The organism is Novosphingobium gossypii, from assembly GCF_050433305.1.
Taxonomy (GTDB): Bacteria; Pseudomonadota; Alphaproteobacteria; order Sphingomonadales; family Sphingomonadaceae; genus Novosphingobium; species Novosphingobium gossypii.
Map to the genome: position 1 here is coordinate 98,678 of NZ_JBNPXM010000009.1, position 18,377 is coordinate 117,054.

The window sequence follows — 18,377 nt, forward strand, 5'->3', positions numbered from 1 at the left end:
CGATGCGGCATACGTTCTTCTGCATCGACGGTCATACGGCAGGTAACCCCGTCCGCCTTGTGGCGGGCGGGGCGCCGCTGTTGAAGGGCGCGTCGATGTCCGAGCGGCGGCAGGATTTCCTAGCGCGTTTCGACTGGATCCGCACCGGCCTGTGCTTCGAGCCGCGCGGGCATGACATGATGTCGGGCGGGTTCCTCTATCCCCCGGTGGACCCTGCGAACGACATCGGCATCCTGTTCATCGAGACCAGCGGCTGCCTGCCGATGTGCGGGCATGGCACGATCGGCATCGTCACCTTCGGCCTTGAGCACGGGCTGATCCAGCCCTCCGTTCCGGGTCGCCTGAAGGTGGAGGTGCCTGCCGGCACCATCGACATCGCCTATGAGACGGAAGGCGCAAAGATCACTTCGGTGCGGATCACCAATGTTCCCGCCTATGTCGCGGCGCGCGGCATCGAAGTGGACGTGGAGGGCATCGGGCCATTGTCGATCGACGTGTCCTATGGCGGCAATTACTACGCCATCGTCGAGCCGCAGGGCGCCTATACCGGCCTTGACGACCTTGGCGCGGCGCGGATCGTCGATCTGAGCGGCCGCATCCGCGAAGCGGTGCGCGCGAAGTTCGAGCCGGTCCATCCGCTGGACCCGACCATTCGCGGCGTTAGCCATGTGCTGTGGGCGGACAAGCCCAGGCATGACGGTTCGGATGGGCGCAACGCCGTTTTCTATGGCGACAAGGCGATAGACCGCAGCCCCTGCGGCACCGGCACGTCCGCGCGCCTGGCGCATCTGGCGGGAAGGGGGCAGCTTTCGCCGGGCGACAGCTTCGTCCACGAAAGCTACATCTGCAGCCGCTTCATCGGCCGCGTGGAACAGGCGGTGACGCTGGGCGACCAGCCCGCGATCATCCCCTCCATCGAAGGGTCGGCGGTGGCGACCGGCTTCAACACGATCTGGATCGACCGCGAAGACCCCTTCTGGGCGGGCTTCCAGGTCACGTAACCTGCCGCTGCCGGGTCGCATGCAAGTGCGGCCCGGCGGCGTTGTTCTTCCGTCGAAAGAGGTCTGTCATGTCCCGTTTGCCACGCCGCCTGTCCCTGTTCGGCGTTGTTGCGGGGCTGCTGCTTTGCACGCCGGCGCTGGCGACGCCCACGCGCGAGGAGATCGACCGCTCGGTGGCCTTGCGCGAGGACTGGCAATACCTGACGCGCGAGATCGCCTGGCCTGCGCACTGGACGCCGGACTCTTCCGCCTTCACGTACCGGAAAACCGTAGCGGGCGGTTTCGCGTTCGAGACTGTCGATGCCGCAACGCTGACCAAGTCCCCCGCCTTCGATCACCAGCGCCTTGCCGATGAACTGACCCGCGCGCTGGGCCGTCCGGTGCAGCCGCTGCGGCTGCCCTTCGCCGAGTTCGATTACACTGAGAACCGGCAGACGATCGCCTTCGGTCTCGACGAACGGGGCTGGCGATGCACCCTCGTCGACTATCGCTGCGAGGCGCAGGCGGAACCGGGCCGTCCGCGCGGGTTCGGGGTCGTGCGCGACTTGTCGGTCCCGGCGGACAATCACCCACGCCTTTCGCCCGATGGCAGCCGCGAGGCGCTTATCGAAGGTGACAACCTCGTGGTGCGGCGCAAGGGCGGGGCCGACCCTGTACGGCTCAGCATGGATGGATCGGCGGGGGACTTCTACGATCCGGAGACGATCGCGTGGTCGCCGGATGGGCGCTATCTGATGATCTACCGGGTGCGTCCCGGATACGCGCGCCACGTGCTGCGCGTGGAGGCGGCGCCGGACGGGCAGCTACAGCCCGCGCTGCGAAGCCAGCTTTATCCCAAACCCGGCGATGCGGTGGACATCGAGCAGCCTGTGCTGTTCGACGTGGCGACCGGACGGCAGACCATCATCGATCCGGCGCTGTTTCCCAATGCCTATGAACTGTCGGCCCCGCGCTGGCGCCCCGACGGGCGCAGCGTTGCGTTCGACTACGTGCGGAGAGGCTTCGGGCAGGCGCGCATCGTCGCGGTCGATGCCGCCACCGGCAAGGCCCACGCCGCCGTAACCGAGGACGCGCGCACCATCGTCTATGCCGACCGTCGCTTTGCCCGCGAACTGGGGAGCAGCGGCAACGAGATCGTCTGGGCGTCCGAGCGGGACGGCTGGAACCATCTTTACCTGATCGACGGGCGCAGCGGCCGGGTGAAGAACCGCATCACCACCGGCGACTGGGTGGTGCGCGAGGTTCTGAAGGTGGATGAGGACCAACGCCGGATCTGGTTCGCCGCAAGCGGCATGACCGCGGGCGAGGATCCCTATTTCCGCCATTACTACCGCGTCGACTTTGACGGGCGCAATCTTGTGGCGCTGACGCCGGAGAAGGCGGATCATGCGGCCAGCCTCTCGCCCGACGGGCGCCTGCTGGTCGATACCTATTCGCGCGTGGACCTGCCCACTGTCAGCGTCCTTCGCCGTGCCGCAGACGGAACCGCGATCGCCACGGTGACGAAGGGGGACGTCACCCGGCTTGCCGCTGCGGGCTTCCGCCCCCCCGAAGTGTTCACCGCAAAGGGGCGCGATGGCCGGACCGACATCTGGGGCCTTGTCGTGCGTCCGCGCGATTACGATCCTGCCAAGAAGTACCCGGTGATCGAGAACATCTACGCCGGGCCGCACGACAGCTTCGTTCCCAAGCAGTTCTGGCCTTTCGGCTATCATTCGGGCGGCGACAAGGTGATCGGGATGCAGGCGCTGGCCGATCTCGGGTTCATCGTGGTCCAGATCGACGGGATGGGGACGGCGAACCGGTCCAAGGCGTTTCAGGACGTGGCGTGGAAGAACCTCCAGGACTCCGGGTTTCCCGACCGTATCGCCTGGCACAAGGCCATGGCCGCGCGCGATCCCGCCTACGACATCAGCCGCGTCGGCATCTACGGTGCTTCGGCGGGCGGGCAGAGCACGCTGAACGCGCTCCTGTTCCACGGCGATTTCTACAAGGCCGGCGTTGCCATGGCGGGCTGCTACGATAACCGCATGGACAAGATCAGCTGGAACGAACAGTGGCTCGGCTGGCCGGTCGATGCCAGCTATGCAGCCGCTTCGGGGGTGGATCACGCGGGGCTGCTGAACGGCAAGCTGTTCCTGATCGTGGGTGAGCAGGACAGCAACGTCGATCCTGCCTCCACCATGCAGGTGGTGGATGCGCTCATCAAGGCGGACAAGGACTTCGACCTCCTTGTCGTGCCGGGCGGAGAGCACAGCGTGGGCCGTTCCAGCGGGCCGATCGACTACGTGACGCGGCGGCAGTTCGACTTCTTCGTACGTGTCCTGCAGTAAGGCCCGCCACTCACAGAGAACCGTCTTGAGAGGATAACGACATGCGCACCGTCTACACCAGCATGGCGGCGCTTGCCGCAAGCCTCCTTGCCAGTCCGACGCTTGCCGAGACACCCGTGGCCGAATGGGAACAGCCCGAAGTCGTCCGGCAGGGCGCAGAGCCCATGCACACGACCTTCGACGGCTTCGAAACACGCGCAGGCGCCTTGTCGCGCGATGTGGGCCGGTCGCGCTATCACCTCTCGCTGGACGGGGACTGGAAGTTCAGGCTGTCCGCAACGCCGGAAAGCCGCCCGGCGGACTTCTTCCGGCCCGGTTACGACGTAAGCGGCTGGGGCACGATGAAGGTGCCCGGCATTCTCCAGGCCGAAGGACATGGTCGCGCGGTCTTCGTGGGCAGCGGCTATCCCTTCCCGCGCGACCAGCCCCGGATCGATCATGCGCTGAACGAGGTCGGCTCCTATCGGCGGGACTTCACCGTTCCCGCACACTTTGCCGGACGCCGGCTGCTGCTGACGGTCGGGGCGGCGGGGGCCGCCTACTACCTGTGGGTCAACGGGCAGCGGGTGGGCTATTCAGAGGATTCCAAGCTCCCCGCCGAGTTCGACGTCACCGCCTACACCCATGCGGGCACCAACACCGTGGCGATCGAACTGTACCGGTTCGCGGACGGCAGCTATCTGGAGGACCAGGACTTCTGGCGCGTCAACGGGATAGAGCGCAGCGTGACGCTGTATGCCGCGCCGCCCACCCACATCCGCGATCTCGTGGTCGATGCCGGGCTGGAGAATGGCTACCGCGACGGCAGACTGGGCGTGAAAGTGGAGCTTGGCGGACGCGATGCGGCCATGCGCCTACGCGCCACCGTGCTGGACGGCAGGCGTGCGATCATGACGCGGGAGACGGCGGGGCAGGGCATTTTGACGCTGGCTGCCGCGCTGCCGGGGGTGCGCTCCTGGACGGCGGAGGCGCCCAACCTCTACACGCTGCTGGTCGAACTGCTGGACGGCAAAGGCCGGCTGGTGGAAGCGACCAGCCGCCGCATCGGCTTCCGCACGGTGGAGATCGCGGGCGGCGAAGTGCGGGTCAACGGCAGGCGCATCATGATCCGCGGCGTCAACCGGCACGAGCACGATCCGCATACCTTCCGCGTCCTGTCCGAAGCGACCATGCGGCGGGACATCGAACTGATGAAGGCGGCCAACGTCAATGCCGTGCGCACTAGCCATTATCCCAACGACCCGCGCTGGTACGATCTTGCCGACGAGTACGGCCTCTACGTCATGGACGAGGCCAACATCGAGAGCCACGGCTACCTTGCGCTGTCGCAGGAGCATGACAACGACCCGTCGTACCTCCTGGGCAACGACCCGAAGTGGCGCGCGACCCATCTCGACCGTGTCAGCCGCATGGTGGAGCGGGACCGCAACCACCCCTCGATCATCTTCTGGTCGCTGGGCAACGAGACCGGCATCGGCGACAGCTTCGAGGCGGCGGCGAAATGGGTGAAGGCCAGCGATCCCACCCGCCTCGTCAGCTTCCTGGGCTGGAGCATGAGCAACTGGCGGCATCCGACCAATTCCTACGTCGACATCTTCGCGCCGATGTATGACGACGTGCCCAAGATGATCGACTACGCGAACGATCCGGCATTCACCCAGCCGCTGATCCTTTGCGAATATGCGCATGCCATGGGCAACAGCCTGGGCGACATCGCCGGTTACTGGAAGACAATGCGCAGCCATCCCAAGCTGCAGGGCGGCTTCGTGTGGGACTGGGTGGACCAGACCATGCTGCGCAAGGACAAGCACGGCCGGGAATACTGGGCGCAGGGGCCGGATTTCGATCCTGATCCCACCGCACCCGGCGTCCATGGCGACGATAGCCCCGTGGGCGACGGCGTCATCCAGTCGGATCGCACCCCCGATCCTGAATACTACGAACTGGCCCATGTCCAGTCGCCGGTGACGTTCACGCGCGATGCAGGCGGCTACCGCGTGGTCAACCGCCATGATCACATCGATCTTGCAGGCTTCACGCTGGACTGGGCCGTGACGGAGGACGGGGTGGAGACGGCCCGCGGCGTGCTGGCCGCCCCTGCCGCCGCCGCGGGGGAAAGCGCGCCTGTGAACGTGCCGGTCCCGGCGGCAAAGGTCCCTTCGGCAGAGCGCCTGCTGACCCTGCGCGCGCGGGCTCGGGCGGGCACGGTGCCGACGCAGCCTGCGGGGCATGTGGTGGGGTGGGAGCAGTTCGCGCTGTCTCCAGCAGCCCCGGCAGCGATCCCGGCAGGCGCGGTTGCGCCGCAGGAAGGCGAGGGAACACTACGCCTTGCTACGGCCGACGCGGTGCTGGAGATCGACCGCGCCACCGGTGTAGTGCGGCGCTATGCGCGGGGTGGGACGGTGCTGCTGACCGGCGGCGCGCCCAACTTCTGGCGGGCGCCGACTGACAACGACGTGGGTGCGGGCGTGCCCAAGAGCCATGCGATGTGGCAGCACTTCTCCCAGAACCGGCGCGTGGTATCGGTTACGAGCACGGACAATGCCATCGTCGTGCGCCATGACATGGGCGTGGGCTCGGTCACGGTGGAGACGCGCTGGACGATGGCGGCGGACGGCACCGTTGGCGTCGCGGCGCGGTTCGAGCCGCTGCGCGACACCCTGCCGGATCCACTGCGCGTCGGCCTCGCGTTCGAGACGCCGCCCGTTCTGGACACCGTGCGCTGGTACGGACGTGGCCCGCAGGAGACGTACGCCGATCGCCAGAGCGGGGGCATGATTGCGCGCTGGAGTGGAAAACTGGCGGATCAGTTCCACGACTATGCCCGCCCGCAGGAAAGCGGCAACAAGACCGACGTGCGCTGGATCGAGCTGACCGGCGCAAAGACCGGTCTGCGCGTGACCGGCGCCCAGCCGCTTTCCGTCAACGCGCTGGCGTTCCCTTATGCGGACCTGGCCCTGAAGCCGCCACGCAAGGCGCACAGCTCGGACGTTCGCCCGCATGGCAACGGCACCCTGCTGATCGACGCCGCGCAGGCCGGGGTGGGCGGAGACACCGGCTGGAACCTCGATGGGCGGCCGCACATGCCCTATCGCGTCGCGCTGCAGCCGGTGACGTGGTCCTTCACCATCGGCCGGCCCTGAAACAAAAAGAAGGCCCTGAAATAAAAAAGACCCGCCCGGTTCCAGAACGGGCGGGTCGCTCCGCAGGCGGCGGCACTCGATGGGTGATAAGGCCGCCGCCCGTTCCGCGGATCAGAAGTTGACCGTCGCGCCCACGAAGATCGTGCGGCCCAGCGAATCGTAGACACCCGGATAGGTGTTGCCGTTGCCGAAAGTCTGCAGCAGCCCTGCGGACAGCGCCGGCGGATCCTTGTCGAACAGGTTGTTGACGCCCGCGCGCAGGGTCATGCGCTTGTCGATTACCTGCGTCAGCGACAGGTCGATATAGTTGTATGCACCGATCCGGCTGTTCACGACGGGATCTTCCTCGCTCAGCTTCGTGCCGCCGATGTGGCGCCAGGATACCGACACCGTCGTGTCGCTGGGCAGCATCCAGGAGAACCGTGCCACATGGCGCCATTCGGGCGAGGGCTGGCCGCAGGTGAAGCCGAACAGGCCCTTGCAGTCGTAGGATCCCGCGCCCGGCACCGGCTGGGCCACCTGCTCGATCAGGTAGGTACCGACGACGCCGATATTGACGCTGCCGGCGTTGCCGACGTCGAACGTGTAATCGGCGTTGACGTCGATGCCCGAGGTCTTGAGATAGCCGGTGTTCATCGTGGTCGAGACGATGTAGCCCGCATTCTGCCCGAACAGCGCACCCGAACGGGCATCGCGCCTGAACAGTCCGCAGAAGTAAGGGTCACCGCTCGCCGCGCACTGGTCGATGATGTAGGAGGGCGCGATCGAACCGATGTAGTCCTTCACCTTGATGTTGTAATAGTCGATCGACAGCGAGAAGCGGCGCAGCCACTTGGGCGTGATGACCAGGCCTGCGGTCCAGGTGTCGGCGGTTTCCGGTTTCAGCGCGATGTTGCCGCCGCCCAGTGCAGAGCACGTGTCCGCCGGGCATTCCACGATGCGCCCGTACTGCGCGGCGGTGACGCCGGTCAGTTGGCAGATTTCCAGCGATGCGATGGGGCTGGCGCCCGCGCACGGATCCTGCGCGGCGACGTTGCCGACCGTCTGCGAGGCAAACAGTTCGGCAACGTTGGGCGCGCGGATGGCACGGTTGTAGCTGGCGCGCACCCGCAGGTCGTCGACCGGCTGCCAGCTCAGTTCGCCCTTGTAGGTCCACACGTTGTATCCCGAACCGAAGCCGGTCGAGTCCTGCTTGTTGTCGTAGGACGAGTAGCGCAGGCCGCCATTGATCGTCAGCGAGCGGAAGAACGGCTTGTCCTCGATCAGCGGGACTTCGATTTCGCCGTAAAGCTCGGTTACGCTGATGATGCCGTCCGCATTTGTCGTGCCGTTCTGCTGCGCCACTTCGTCGGCCGTGAAGCGCAGGGTCTCGCGGCGGCGCTCGGCGCCGAGCGCGATGGCAACGCCGTTGGTGGCCCAGGGAAGGCTGACTCCCAGCTTGCCAAGGTCGCCGCTGAGAGTGCCGGAGAAGACGCTCAGCGAATTGCGCGAGGCGGTGTTGCTTTCGCCGAATAGGTACGCTGCCTGTTCCGCCGTCACGCCGCCGGGGCGGAAGACGTTGACGGGGATGCAGTCGGGATCGGTGCCGTCGATCACCGAGCGGCAGGTGGCAACGCCGTTAACGTCGATGACGTTGAGCGCGCGGCCCGCCTTCACCTGGTTCACGTCGTTGAGGTACGTCTCCTTGTACTTGACCAGCGAGTACATGTAGTTGACGTCATAAGTGAACCCGCTGCCAAGGTCGCCGCGCAGCCCGGCCGTATAGCGATAGTCGTTGAACCGCAGGTTGTCCCGTCGCGGCGCCACATCGGTGCGGTAGGCGACCAGCGCGTCTTCCGTGGTGTTGGTGCCCGCGGCGCTGCCGCAGATCGCGGTCAGCTGTGCCTCGCTGGCGTAGGGGTGGTTGCACGAGATCGGAAACGCAGTGCCCAGCCAGATCGCCGAAGGCGCGACCTGCGAGAAGGTCTGGTCGTGCATGTACATGACGCTGCCGTAAAGCTCGGCGGCCTTGCTGAATTCGAAGTGCGCGAAACCGCCCGCCGTGATGCGCTGGTCCGAGCGCTGGAGGTAGCTGTCGGGCGCGTAGTTGTAGGCGTAGGAATTGTCGTAGGGGACAAGGGTGCCATCGCCGTTGCGGTTGTTGACCAGGGTCTGGCCCTGGAACGCGCTCCTGTCCGACAGGGGCACGAAGGAGCCGAACGGCGAGTTGCTCGAGCCGCCGCAGAAGAGCTCGGTACCGTTGTTCTGGTCCTGCAGCGCGCAGGAGGAGACGTCGCGGCTGGACTGGCGGACCGGGCTGAAGCTGCGATAGCCACCGTAGACGGTGATGTTGGCGCGGCCATCGGCGAAATTCTTGCCAGCCGACACGGTGATGTCCTGCTTGCCGCCGTCCACCACGGAACTGGGCGCAAGGTCGTATCCGCGGGTGCGAAGCAGGTTGCGCATCGCGGTGTTGTTGTTGTCATGCTGCGCGAAACTGGTCTGTGCATCGACGCGCACGCCGTCCAGATCCTTTTTCAGCACGAAGTTGACGACGCCCGAAAGCGCGTCCGAACCATAGACGGCCGATGCGCCGCCGGACATGACGTCTACGCGCTCCACCAGGCTGCTGGGCACGAAGCTGAGGTTGACCGCCTGCGACGGCATCAGGCGCTGCCCGTCGAGCAGAACCAGCACGCGGTTAGAGCCGAGGTTGCGCAAGTTGATCTTGGACGTGCCGTCCGAGCCGTTGGAGACGTTCTCGTTGGCGTCGGCGGTGAACTGTGGAAGGCGGTTGAGCACCTGTTCCACCGAAGTTGCGCCCTGGTAGCGGAACTCTTCGGAACCGACGATCGTCTGTGGGCTGTTGCTCTGCAGGTCGGCGCGCTTGATGCGGGTGCCGGTGACGACGATGTCGTTGGCCGGTGCGGCGTCTGCGCCATCTGCCGGCAGATCCTGCGCCTGCACGGTCCCGGCTGTGAGCGCCGCGAGCGCGACCGCACAATAGAGTTTGCGTTGGTGACCCCTCATGAACGTGACTCCCTGTTTTTGATGAGGGGAGGATGCGTCAACTTGAGTGCCAAGTCAAATATCGTATACTAAATATCGTAGAATTAAGATGGACTGGCGGATTTCCGCGCCATGCCGCGCCAAGGATCACCCCCGGCGCGGCATTCCCATGTCATTTTCCGGTGAGCACGACCATGACTGCGCCGCGCGCCGGGACGGCGTAGGCGGCGGGCAGGCGGGCTGTACTCTGACCCGACCATGCATCCTCAACGTTGGTGACGGTGGCCATGCCGGCGTCCGCCGTAGTCAGTTCCAGAGAGCCCGCAGCGTCGCCCCGGTTGAACAGTGCCAGCGCGACGCGCCCGTCGGCCAGCGGCTTGGCCCAGACTTCCATCGTGCCCCCCTTGCGCACGGCCTTGCCCTGAATGCCCCTGGCGTCCTGGTCGATGGCGATGACGCGCCTGTTGGTCAGCATTGCCAGCGTTTCCGCAGAGGTTTCGCGCAAGTCGTGGCCCATCATCAGCGGCGCTGCCGACATCGCCCACAGCGTCATGTGCGTCCGGTATTCGTCCGCGCTCATCCCGCCGTTGCCGACTTCGAGCATGTCGGGATCGTTCCAGCCGTGGGGGCCGGCCCAGCCGGGGTTGCCGTTCTTGTCGAAGCCGATCCTGGCCATCGTCGGGTAGTCATCGGTAATGTCGCCGGTGGTGCGCCACAGCTGGCCGCCTACGTCGCGCCCCCAGCTTCCCACGTCGAAGCGCCCGTATTCGCACAGTGAAAAGATGAAGTCGCGGCCCGTGGCCTGCAATGCGGCGCCCATCTCGTGGTAGCTGCGCTTGACCGTGTCGGCGTCGGCATAGAACCATTCGCCCGAGCACAGATCGTACTTCAGATAGTCGAAGCCCCATTCGGCATAGGTCTTCGCGTCCTGCTGGACATGGCCGTAGCTGCCTTCGTACCCGGCGCAGGTGCGCGGCCCCTGCGAGGAGTAGATGCCGATCTTCAGCCCCTTGGAATGGACGTAGTCTGTCAGGGCCTTCATGTCAGGGAACTTGGCGTTGGGCTGCAACACACCATTGGCATCGCGCTTGCCCTGCCAGCCGTCGTCGATGTTGACGTAGGTGTAGCCCGCATCGCGCAGGCCCGTGGCAACCATGGCGTCGGCCATGGCGCGCACCGTTCTGTCGTCGATATGTTCGGCGAACTTGTTCCAGCTGCTCCAGCCCATGGGCGGCGTGGCGGCAAGCGGGTTGGGGATCGGGGCGCCAAGCGCGGGCAGATCGGCGAACCGGAACGCGCGCGCCTTCGCGTCCTTTGCGGTGCCGGGACGGCCCAGCCCGTCGACCTCGGACTCCCAGATCCGGCCCTTGAGGTGCGCCTTACCGCCTTCGATCGCGACGCTCCAGTCACGGGTCGGGTGCTCGCGGTCGTTGATGTTGCGCGCCGTGAAGTGCAGCACGCCCTCCTCGATGCGCGGGTTCTGCATCTCCACCGGGCCGTACCACCGGGTGGTGACGCGGCCGGTGACCTTGTCGCCCTTCGAGGTCACTTCCATCATTGTGACGCCGGGGTTGGGCGGTGTGTCGTCGAACAGCCAGACACCGTCGTAGGCTGTCCTGGCGAGGGCGGGAGTAGCCGAAAGGCAAGTGCCGACCAGGGCGGCGGCGGCAAACAGGGCGCGCGACATCGCGATCTCCTTTGAAGGAATGAGAGGCAGGATGAAGGAAAGGTGGAGCGGAAGCCTCAGGCCCCGGCAGCGGCCTCGCGCCCGGCTTCGCTGCGCAGGCGTCCGTATAGCAGGTACACCGCCAGGCCGATCACATTCCACGCGCCAAACCGGATCAGCGTGCCATTGGGCAGGCTGAGCAGCAGGTAGGCACAGCCCAGAATCGTCAGGGTGCCGACCACCATGGGTTGGGGGCAGCGGAACAGGCGCGGCAGTTCGGGCGAGCGGCGGCGCAGGATCATCAGGCACGCGCCCACGGACATGAAGGCGATGAGCGTGCCCGCGTTGGCGAGTTCGGCGATCTCGTCGAGGCGGAAGATGCCGGCAACGATAGCGATCGAGATGCCGGTCAGCAGGGTGATGCGGGTGGGCGCACCGGTGCGCGGGCTGACCTTGGCGAGCGCGCGGGGTAGCAGGCCGTCGCGCGCCATGACGAAGAACACGCGGCTTTGCCCGTACATCATGACGAGGATGACCGAAGGGAGGGCCAGCACGGCGGCCAGAGCGATGAGGTGGGCGGCGACAGGCTGGTTCAGGCTGCGCAGGACCAGCGCAAGCGGTTCAGGCGAGTTGGCGAGCTGCTGGAAGGGCAGCGCTCCGATCGCCGTGACCGCGACCGCCATGTAGATGAGGGTGCAGACCACCATCGATCCGATGATGCCGATGGTCAGGTCGCGTCCGGGGTTCTTGGCTTCCTCTGCCGAGGTTGCGACCGCGTCGAATCCGTAGAAGGCGAAGAACACGATGGCGGCGGCCGCCATCACCCCGCGCTTCTGACCCTCTATCTCGGTGCTGGCGAACCCATAGGGCATGAAGGGTTCCAAGTGGCCGGACTGGAACGCGGGCAGGGCCATGACGACGAAGACGGACAGCGCGGCCAGCTTGATGATGACCAGCACGATGTTGAGCGTCGCGCTTTCACGCGTGCCGGCGATCAGCATCCCCATGACGCCCAGCGCCACGAGCACGGCGGGAAGGTTGACGACACCGCCGCCGTGCGGTCCGACTAGCAGCATGTGCGGCAGGTGTATCCCGGCGGACTCGATCCAGCCGACCAGATACCCCGACCAGCCGACAGCCACCGTGGAGCAGGCCAGCGAGTATTCGAGGATCAGGCTCCAGCCGACGATCCAGGCGATCGTCTCGCCCATCGCGGCATAGCTGAAGGTGTAAGCGCTGCCGGCGGCGGGGATCAGCGTCGCCATTTCCGCATAGGCCAGGGCGGCACAGGCGCAGACCGCCCCGGCGATCGCAAAGGCCAGGATCACGGCAGGGCCGGCACGCTCGGCGCCGACGCCGGTCAGGGTGTAGATGCCCGTCCCCACGATCGCTCCGACGCCCAGCGCGATCAGGTGCGGCCAGCTCAGGGTCTTGGCCAGGGAGTGCCCGGATTCGCGTTGCGACAGTCTTTCGATGGATTTTCGCGGTCCGAGCATAGGGTCCCCTGAAGTGTTATGGTTCAGCCGGTCTGGCTGGCTGTGAAATGGGCGCGCAGGTCGTCCAGCGTGCTGGCGATGTGCGCGGTAAGCAGATCCTTCACCTTCGCCGCGTCTCCCGCGAGCCAGGTTTCGAGAAGTTCGCTGTGTTCGTTGTGCGCCCGGTCGCCACGCCCCGCGGGCTCCAGATGCGCGATGACATAGCGTTCCGCGAGCACTTCGAGCCGCTCGACCAGTTGGGTCGTCAGCAGGCGCTTGCCGGGGCGCACCAGCGACACGTGGAATTCGCGGTTGCGCACAGCGACCTCGCCGGGATTGCCCGTGGCTGCCGCGTCGAGCACTTCGAAGGCGTGGCGCGCGGCCTCCTTGTCCTGGTCATCGGCGTGGGCGCAGGCATAGGCGGCAGCAGCGGGTTCGATGGCAAGGCGCAGGAGGTAGATTTCCTCTGCCTGATCCTGCGACATCGGGCGGACGAACCAGCCACGATTAGCCTGGCTGGTCAGCAGGCCTTCGTGTTCGAGCCGTGCAAGCGCTTCACGAAGCGGGATCTTGCTGACGCCCAACTCGGCGGCAAGGGCATCCTGGCGCACCGGTTCCATGACGGGCAGCTTGCCCTCGACGATCCTCTCGCGGATCACGTCGAAAATGCGTTCGGCAAGCGTGCGGACTACGATAGGCACGTGTGGATCTCCATACGGTTCATGGTGCGACGATGCCGCCAGTTGTTACCGTATACCGTAGATGATCGGCGATCGGCCTGCAATCGCACTGCAGCAATGCGCGAGTTCGTCCGCCTTGCAACGATTGCGCTTGCGCATAGCTCCGCCAAGGGAAGTGCCATGGCGGCAAGCAGCGGAGTGGAAGAGCGCAACATCCTGAGCGACATGCCTTGTGCGAGAGAACAGCAATTGATATACGGTATACGATACAGTCATGCAAATGCAACGGAGTTTTCGTGGGGGTGATCGGTATCGTCGGCGGCGGGGTCGTCGGGCTTTGCGCCGGGCTTGAACTGCTCGAAGCCGGGCATGACGTGGCCCTTGTCGATGAGGACGCAGAGGGACAGGCCGCCTCGTGGGGCAATGCCGGCCATATCGCGGTCGAACAGGTGGAGCCGCTTGCTTCCATTGACACCGTGCGCAGCCTGCCCCGGCGGCTGTTCATGCGCGGGGGGCCGCTTGCGTTTCCGCCCGGTGCAGCGACGCAATGGCTGCCGTTCGGGCTGAGGCTGCTGGCGGCGGCCCGGCCTGCGCGCTTCCACGCCGGATGCGACGCGATGCGCCCGCTGATGGCCAATGCCCTTCCGACATGGAAGGCGCGGGTAGAGCGCATTGGCGCGCCGGAACTGCTGCGCGAGCAAGGCCATTTCGTGCTGTGGTATGGTGATGCCGCGGCGCGCACAGGGCGCGCGTCATGGGAAGCTGCCGAAATCGGCACTGCGCAGGTCCATCCGGCAACCCCCGATGAGATCGCACGGCTGTCCACGCTGTGCCGCGATCCGATCGCGGGAGCCGTGCGCTTTTCAGGCACCGCGCAGATTTCCGACCTGCGCGATTTGCGCAAGGCATTGCGGCAGGCTTTTGTCGAGGCCGGGGGCACGCTGACGGAGGCCAAGGCCGACGTCGCGCTGACCAATGGCCGCGCGCGGATCGCCGGGCTGGATACGGACCGGGTACTGGTCTGCGCGGGCGTGCGTTCGCGCGCGATCATGGCGGGGCTGGGCCATGCCGTGCCGATGATTGCCGAACGCGGCTACCACATCCGCGCGCAAGCGGGCGAAAGCGACTGGCCCGCCGACTTGCCCCCTGTGGTATTCGAGGAGCGCGGCATGATCGTCACCCGCTATCGCGACACGCTGCAGGCCGCCAGCTTCGTCGAACTGGGCCACCCGGATTCACCGGCAGACCCGCGCAAGTGGAAACGGCTGGAGCGCCACGTGCGTGAACTGGGCCTGCCGGTTTCGGGACCGTTCACGCGCTGGATGGGATGCCGCCCGACGCTTCCCGACTATCTGCCCGCGATTGGCCGCTCGACGAAGGCGGACAATCTCTTCTATGCGTTCGGGCATCAGCATCTGGGCCTCACGCTGGCACCGGTAACCGCGCAGCTGGTTGCCTCGATGATCGGGGGAACGGCACCGGTCGTGCCGCTGTCGCCTTTTGACCTCGCGCGTTTTGCATAAGGAATTGAAAGACATGATCGGCGGATCGACCGCAGAAACCGAACTGGCCGCGCTTTCGCCGTGGACCGACCGTGCTCCCGCCATCACCGCCTCGGAGCGCACGGCTCGCATGGACCGGGCCTGCGACCTGACGCAAAAGCTGGGCGCCGATGCATTGCTGGTCGATGCCGGCGCGTCGCTTCGCTATTTTACCGGCCTGCCATGGGGGCAGACCGAACGCCTCGTCTCAATGCTGCTCGTGCCCGGTCGCATGCCGATCATGATCTGCCCGCACTTCGAGATCGGCACGCTCGAAGCCGATCTTGCGATGCCAGTGGAAATCCGATCCTGGCAGGAGGACGAGGATCCTGTCGCCCTGGTAATCGACGCCTTGCGGCAGATCGGCGCGAAGACGCTGGCGATCGACCCTGAACTGCCGTTCCACTTCGCCGAACGCATCCGTGCCGCCGAAACCCTGCGGCTGGTGGACGCCATGCCGGTCATCAAGCAGTGCCGCATGGTCAAGTCCGCGGCGGAGCTGGCGCTGATGCAGCAGGCGAAGTCGATGACGCTGGCCGTGCACCATGCCGCCGCCCGCATCCTGCGGCCCGGCATCCACCAGAGTGAGGTCGTCCGCTTCATCGATGCGGCCCATCGCCGGCTGGGCGCGAGCGGATCGAGCTTCTGCATCGTCCAGTTCGGTGAAGCGACCGCCTATCCCCATGGCCTGCCTGGCGACCGTGCGCTGGAAGAGGGGCAGCTCGTCCTCGTCGATATCGGCTGCACCGTGGAAGGCTACCACTCGGACATCACCCGCACTTACGCTTTCGGTGCGGTTGCGCAGGACATCCGCGACATCTGGGCTATCGAGAAGGAAGCGCAGCAGGCAGCCTTCGACGCGGTGCGGCCCGGCGAACCTTGCGAGAACGTCGATCACGCCGCCCGCGTCGTCCTCGCGAAGGCGGGCCTGGGCCCCGACTATGCGCTGCCGGGCCTGCCGCACCGGACCGGGCACGGCATCGGCCTGTCGATCCACGAACCGGCCTATCTCGTGCGTGGAGACCGGACCCCGCTGGAGCCGGGCATGTGCTTCTCGAACGAACCGATGATCGTCGTGCCCGGCCGTTTCGGGGTGCGTCTGGAGGATCACATGTACGTGACGGAGGGCGGCGCGCGGTGGTTCACCGATCCGCAGGCCAGCATCGATCGGCTCTGACGTTTCGGGGCATCGCCCGATCGCCATCCTCAGGAAGCAGCGCCCGGCTGCGGCCACGCAGAGGATGGCGATCCATCGCGCAGGGCGGCGTCAGGTTGACCTCATCTCGCCGTAAAATCACGCCCCCCCCGACCTTGATAATGCGATTGCGTCGCATATGCATTATCGCTATCGCGCTGCAGCATTATCAAAGGGGGCAAGTCATTCCACGGTTTTCAGTTCTGACATGTCTGGCGCTGGCGGCGCCGATACTGTCCACCCAAGCCCGGGCCGAAGCGGAAGAGAACGACGCGATCGTCGTCAATGGCCGGTCCGAAGGCATCTACGCCATCACCACGGCCAGTACGGGCATGAAGATCGACGTACCGGTGCTCAAGACGCCGCAGTCGGTCACGGCCATCTCCAGTCAGGTCATTCTGGAGCAGTCGGCCGAAACGCTGATTGATGTCCTGCGCAACGTCAGCGGCATCACGGAGGCGAACTCCTTCGGGAATACCGGCGACAACTTCGTCATTCGCGGTTTCGAGAGCGGGCAGGGCTCGGTCCTGCGCGACGGCTATCTCAGCGTGCAGGTGCGCGCGCTCAACGCCTCGACCGAACGGGTGGAAGTGCTCAAGGGACCGGCCTCGCTGCTTTACGGACGCTTCGAGCCGGGCGGGCTGGTGAACGTGGTCACCAAGAAGCCGCTCGACACCTTTCACTACACCGTCAGCCGCAATTTCAGCACGCGCGGGCAGAGCCGGCAGATGGCGGACGTTACCGGGCCGCTGGGCGGCGGCTTCGCCTTTCGCCTGATCGCAGAACGCGAGGACAGCGATTACTGGCGAAAGCACGGCCACGACATCGAACGTACTTTCGTGGCGCCCAGCTTGTCGTGGAGCGGCGGCGGCTTCACCATGCTGGCGACATACGAATATACCGACAGCACGCAGCCGTTCGATCGCGGACGGGTCTATTACAACGGCAAGCGGCTCGACACCCCGTCCACGCGGTATTTCGGTGAAGCCTTCACCACGCTCAAGCAAAGGCTGCATTCGGGCAACGTGCTGCTGACGTATGCCATCGCCCCCGGCTGGCGGGCCGAGGCGAAGTACGCGATCCAGCGGACGTCCGGTTCCGACCTGCAGGTCCGTCCGCGCAGCCTGGTGGTCGGTCCGGACGGTCAGGCGACCGGCGAACTGATCCGCAGCCTGGATGGCAACCGCGACCTGCACGACAACCGCGACTACGTGTCGTTGAACCTGCATGGCGATGTGCAACTGCTGGGCGCGCGGCACAAGCTGCTGTTCGGCACCGACTACGAGAGGTTCGAAAGCCTGCGCGGCTTTCAGGTGGACTCGCCCCGACGCGGCGGCTTCAATGTGTTCGACCCCGTCTATGGCCTGCTTGACGGCAATTATGCCAACCTGACGGTCACGCCCAATTCTTCCACCGTGGACCGGTACAGGACGGTTGGGCTCTATTTCCAGGATCTGGTCATACTGGACGATGCCTGGACGCTGGTGTTCGGCGGGCGGTACGAAACGTTCAAGGACTTCACCCGCAGCGGTTCCGCCGTCAGCGACCGCTCGGAAACGGACACGTTCCTGCCACGCCTTGGGCTGGTCTATCAGCCGCGCCCCAACGTCTCGATCTATGCCAGCTATTCGCGCGCGTTCGCGCCGAACCCCTCCGTTCCCGCAGAGGGCAGCCAGCCCGCCTCCGGGCCGTTCCCGCCGGAACGCAGCCGCAGCTACGAAGCGGGCGTGAAGGCGCAGCTGTTCTTGGGCGTGACGACCACGCTGGCGGTCTACGACATCCGCAAGAACAACGTTCTGGAAACGGTGGACATAGGCGATGGCAACACGATCACCGAAGCGCGCGACAAGGTGACGTCACGCGGCGTGGAGTTCGACCTGGTGGGCGAAATCACCCGCCGGCTGAGCGCCATCGTGTCCTACGCCTACACCGATGCCAGCGATCCGCAGAGCACCTTTCGTAACAGCGTCGTCAACGTGGCCCGGCACACCGGCAGCGTCGCGCTGTCCTATCGCCCGGGCGGCGTGCTGGAAGGGCTGTCGCTGGGCGGCCGCGCCTATCACGTCGGGCGGCGCTACGGCGGACTTTCGCAGGCGCCCAACGGTTCGACGAGTGTGCCGTTCCACCTCGACAGCTACACGACGTTCGACCTTAATGCCGGCTACACGGTGCGGCTGGCAGGCGGGCACAGCGCATTCGCCCGCCTGACCCTGCGCAACCTGACCGACCGCAACTACGACCAGTCCGCCGGCAACGCCCTGCGCGTGGTGCCGGGGCAGGCCCGCACCGTCTTCGCGACGATCGGCATGAAGATGTGACGCTGAACCGGCCGCCCGATCGTTCCGGTCCGGGGCG

10 protein-coding genes are annotated in these 18,377 nt (G+C 65.9%); 6 read left to right on the forward strand and 4 right to left on the reverse strand.

The window, feature by feature from the left end; translation table 11 throughout:
* The first annotated feature begins 2 nt into the window (after positions 1–2).
* From GGR40_RS16325 to GGR40_RS16335, 3 genes are all read left to right on the forward strand, one after another.
* Positions 3–1,001: a 4-hydroxyproline epimerase gene (locus GGR40_RS16325; RefSeq protein WP_429277309.1), complete on the forward strand. Its 999-nt coding sequence runs from the start codon at positions 3–5 to the stop codon at positions 999–1,001.
* A 68-nt stretch (positions 1,002–1,069) separates the two neighbouring features.
* On the forward strand, positions 1,070–3,334 hold the full coding sequence (locus GGR40_RS16330; protein WP_429277310.1) for a S9 family peptidase: 2,265 nt from the start codon (positions 1,070–1,072) through the stop codon (positions 3,332–3,334).
* 41 nt (positions 3,335–3,375) lie between these two features.
* Positions 3,376–6,477 carry a glycoside hydrolase family 2 TIM barrel-domain containing protein gene (locus GGR40_RS16335; protein WP_429277311.1) on the forward strand — a complete coding sequence of 1,034 codons (3,102 nt, stop codon included), beginning with the start codon at positions 3,376–3,378 and terminating at the stop codon, positions 6,475–6,477.
* Positions 6,478–6,588: 111 nt separating this feature from the next.
* Here GGR40_RS16335 and GGR40_RS16340 read toward each other — a convergent pair whose 3' ends face one another.
* From GGR40_RS16340 to GGR40_RS16355, 4 genes are all read right to left on the reverse strand, one after another.
* On the reverse strand, positions 6,589–9,486 hold the full coding sequence (locus tag GGR40_RS16340; RefSeq protein ID WP_429277312.1) for a TonB-dependent receptor: 2,898 nt from the start codon (positions 9,484–9,486) through the stop codon (positions 6,589–6,591).
* Between the two features lie 151 nt (positions 9,487–9,637).
* Positions 9,638–11,152, reverse strand: coding sequence for a glycoside hydrolase family 27 protein (locus tag GGR40_RS16345; protein ID WP_429277313.1), 1,515 nt, complete (start codon positions 11,150–11,152; stop codon positions 9,638–9,640).
* 56 nt (positions 11,153–11,208) lie between these two features.
* Positions 11,209–12,627, reverse strand: a complete 1,419-nt coding sequence (locus GGR40_RS16350; protein WP_429277314.1) for an amino acid permease — start codon at positions 12,625–12,627, stop codon at positions 11,209–11,211.
* Positions 12,628–12,650: 23 nt separating this feature from the next.
* Positions 12,651–13,307, reverse strand: coding sequence for a GntR family transcriptional regulator (locus tag GGR40_RS16355; RefSeq protein ID WP_429277315.1), 657 nt, complete (start codon positions 13,305–13,307; stop codon positions 12,651–12,653).
* Between the two features lie 275 nt (positions 13,308–13,582).
* Here GGR40_RS16355 and GGR40_RS16360 point away from each other — a divergent pair, with 275 nt between their 5' ends.
* From GGR40_RS16360 to GGR40_RS16370, 3 genes are all read left to right on the forward strand, one after another.
* Entirely contained in the window at positions 13,583–14,809 is a 1,227-nt protein-coding gene (locus GGR40_RS16360) for an NAD(P)/FAD-dependent oxidoreductase (protein WP_429277316.1), read from the forward strand.
* A 13-nt stretch (positions 14,810–14,822) separates the two neighbouring features.
* Positions 14,823–16,004 (forward strand): M24 family metallopeptidase, encoded by a 1,182-nt coding sequence (locus GGR40_RS16365; protein ID WP_429277317.1) that lies wholly within the window; start codon positions 14,823–14,825, stop codon positions 16,002–16,004.
* A 146-nt stretch (positions 16,005–16,150) separates the two neighbouring features.
* The gene (locus tag GGR40_RS16370; RefSeq protein WP_429277318.1) at positions 16,151–18,340 is read left to right on the forward strand and encodes a TonB-dependent siderophore receptor; all 2,190 of its coding nucleotides are present in this window, start codon (positions 16,151–16,153) and stop codon (positions 18,338–18,340) included.
* Positions 18,341–18,377: the final 37 nt, after the last annotated feature.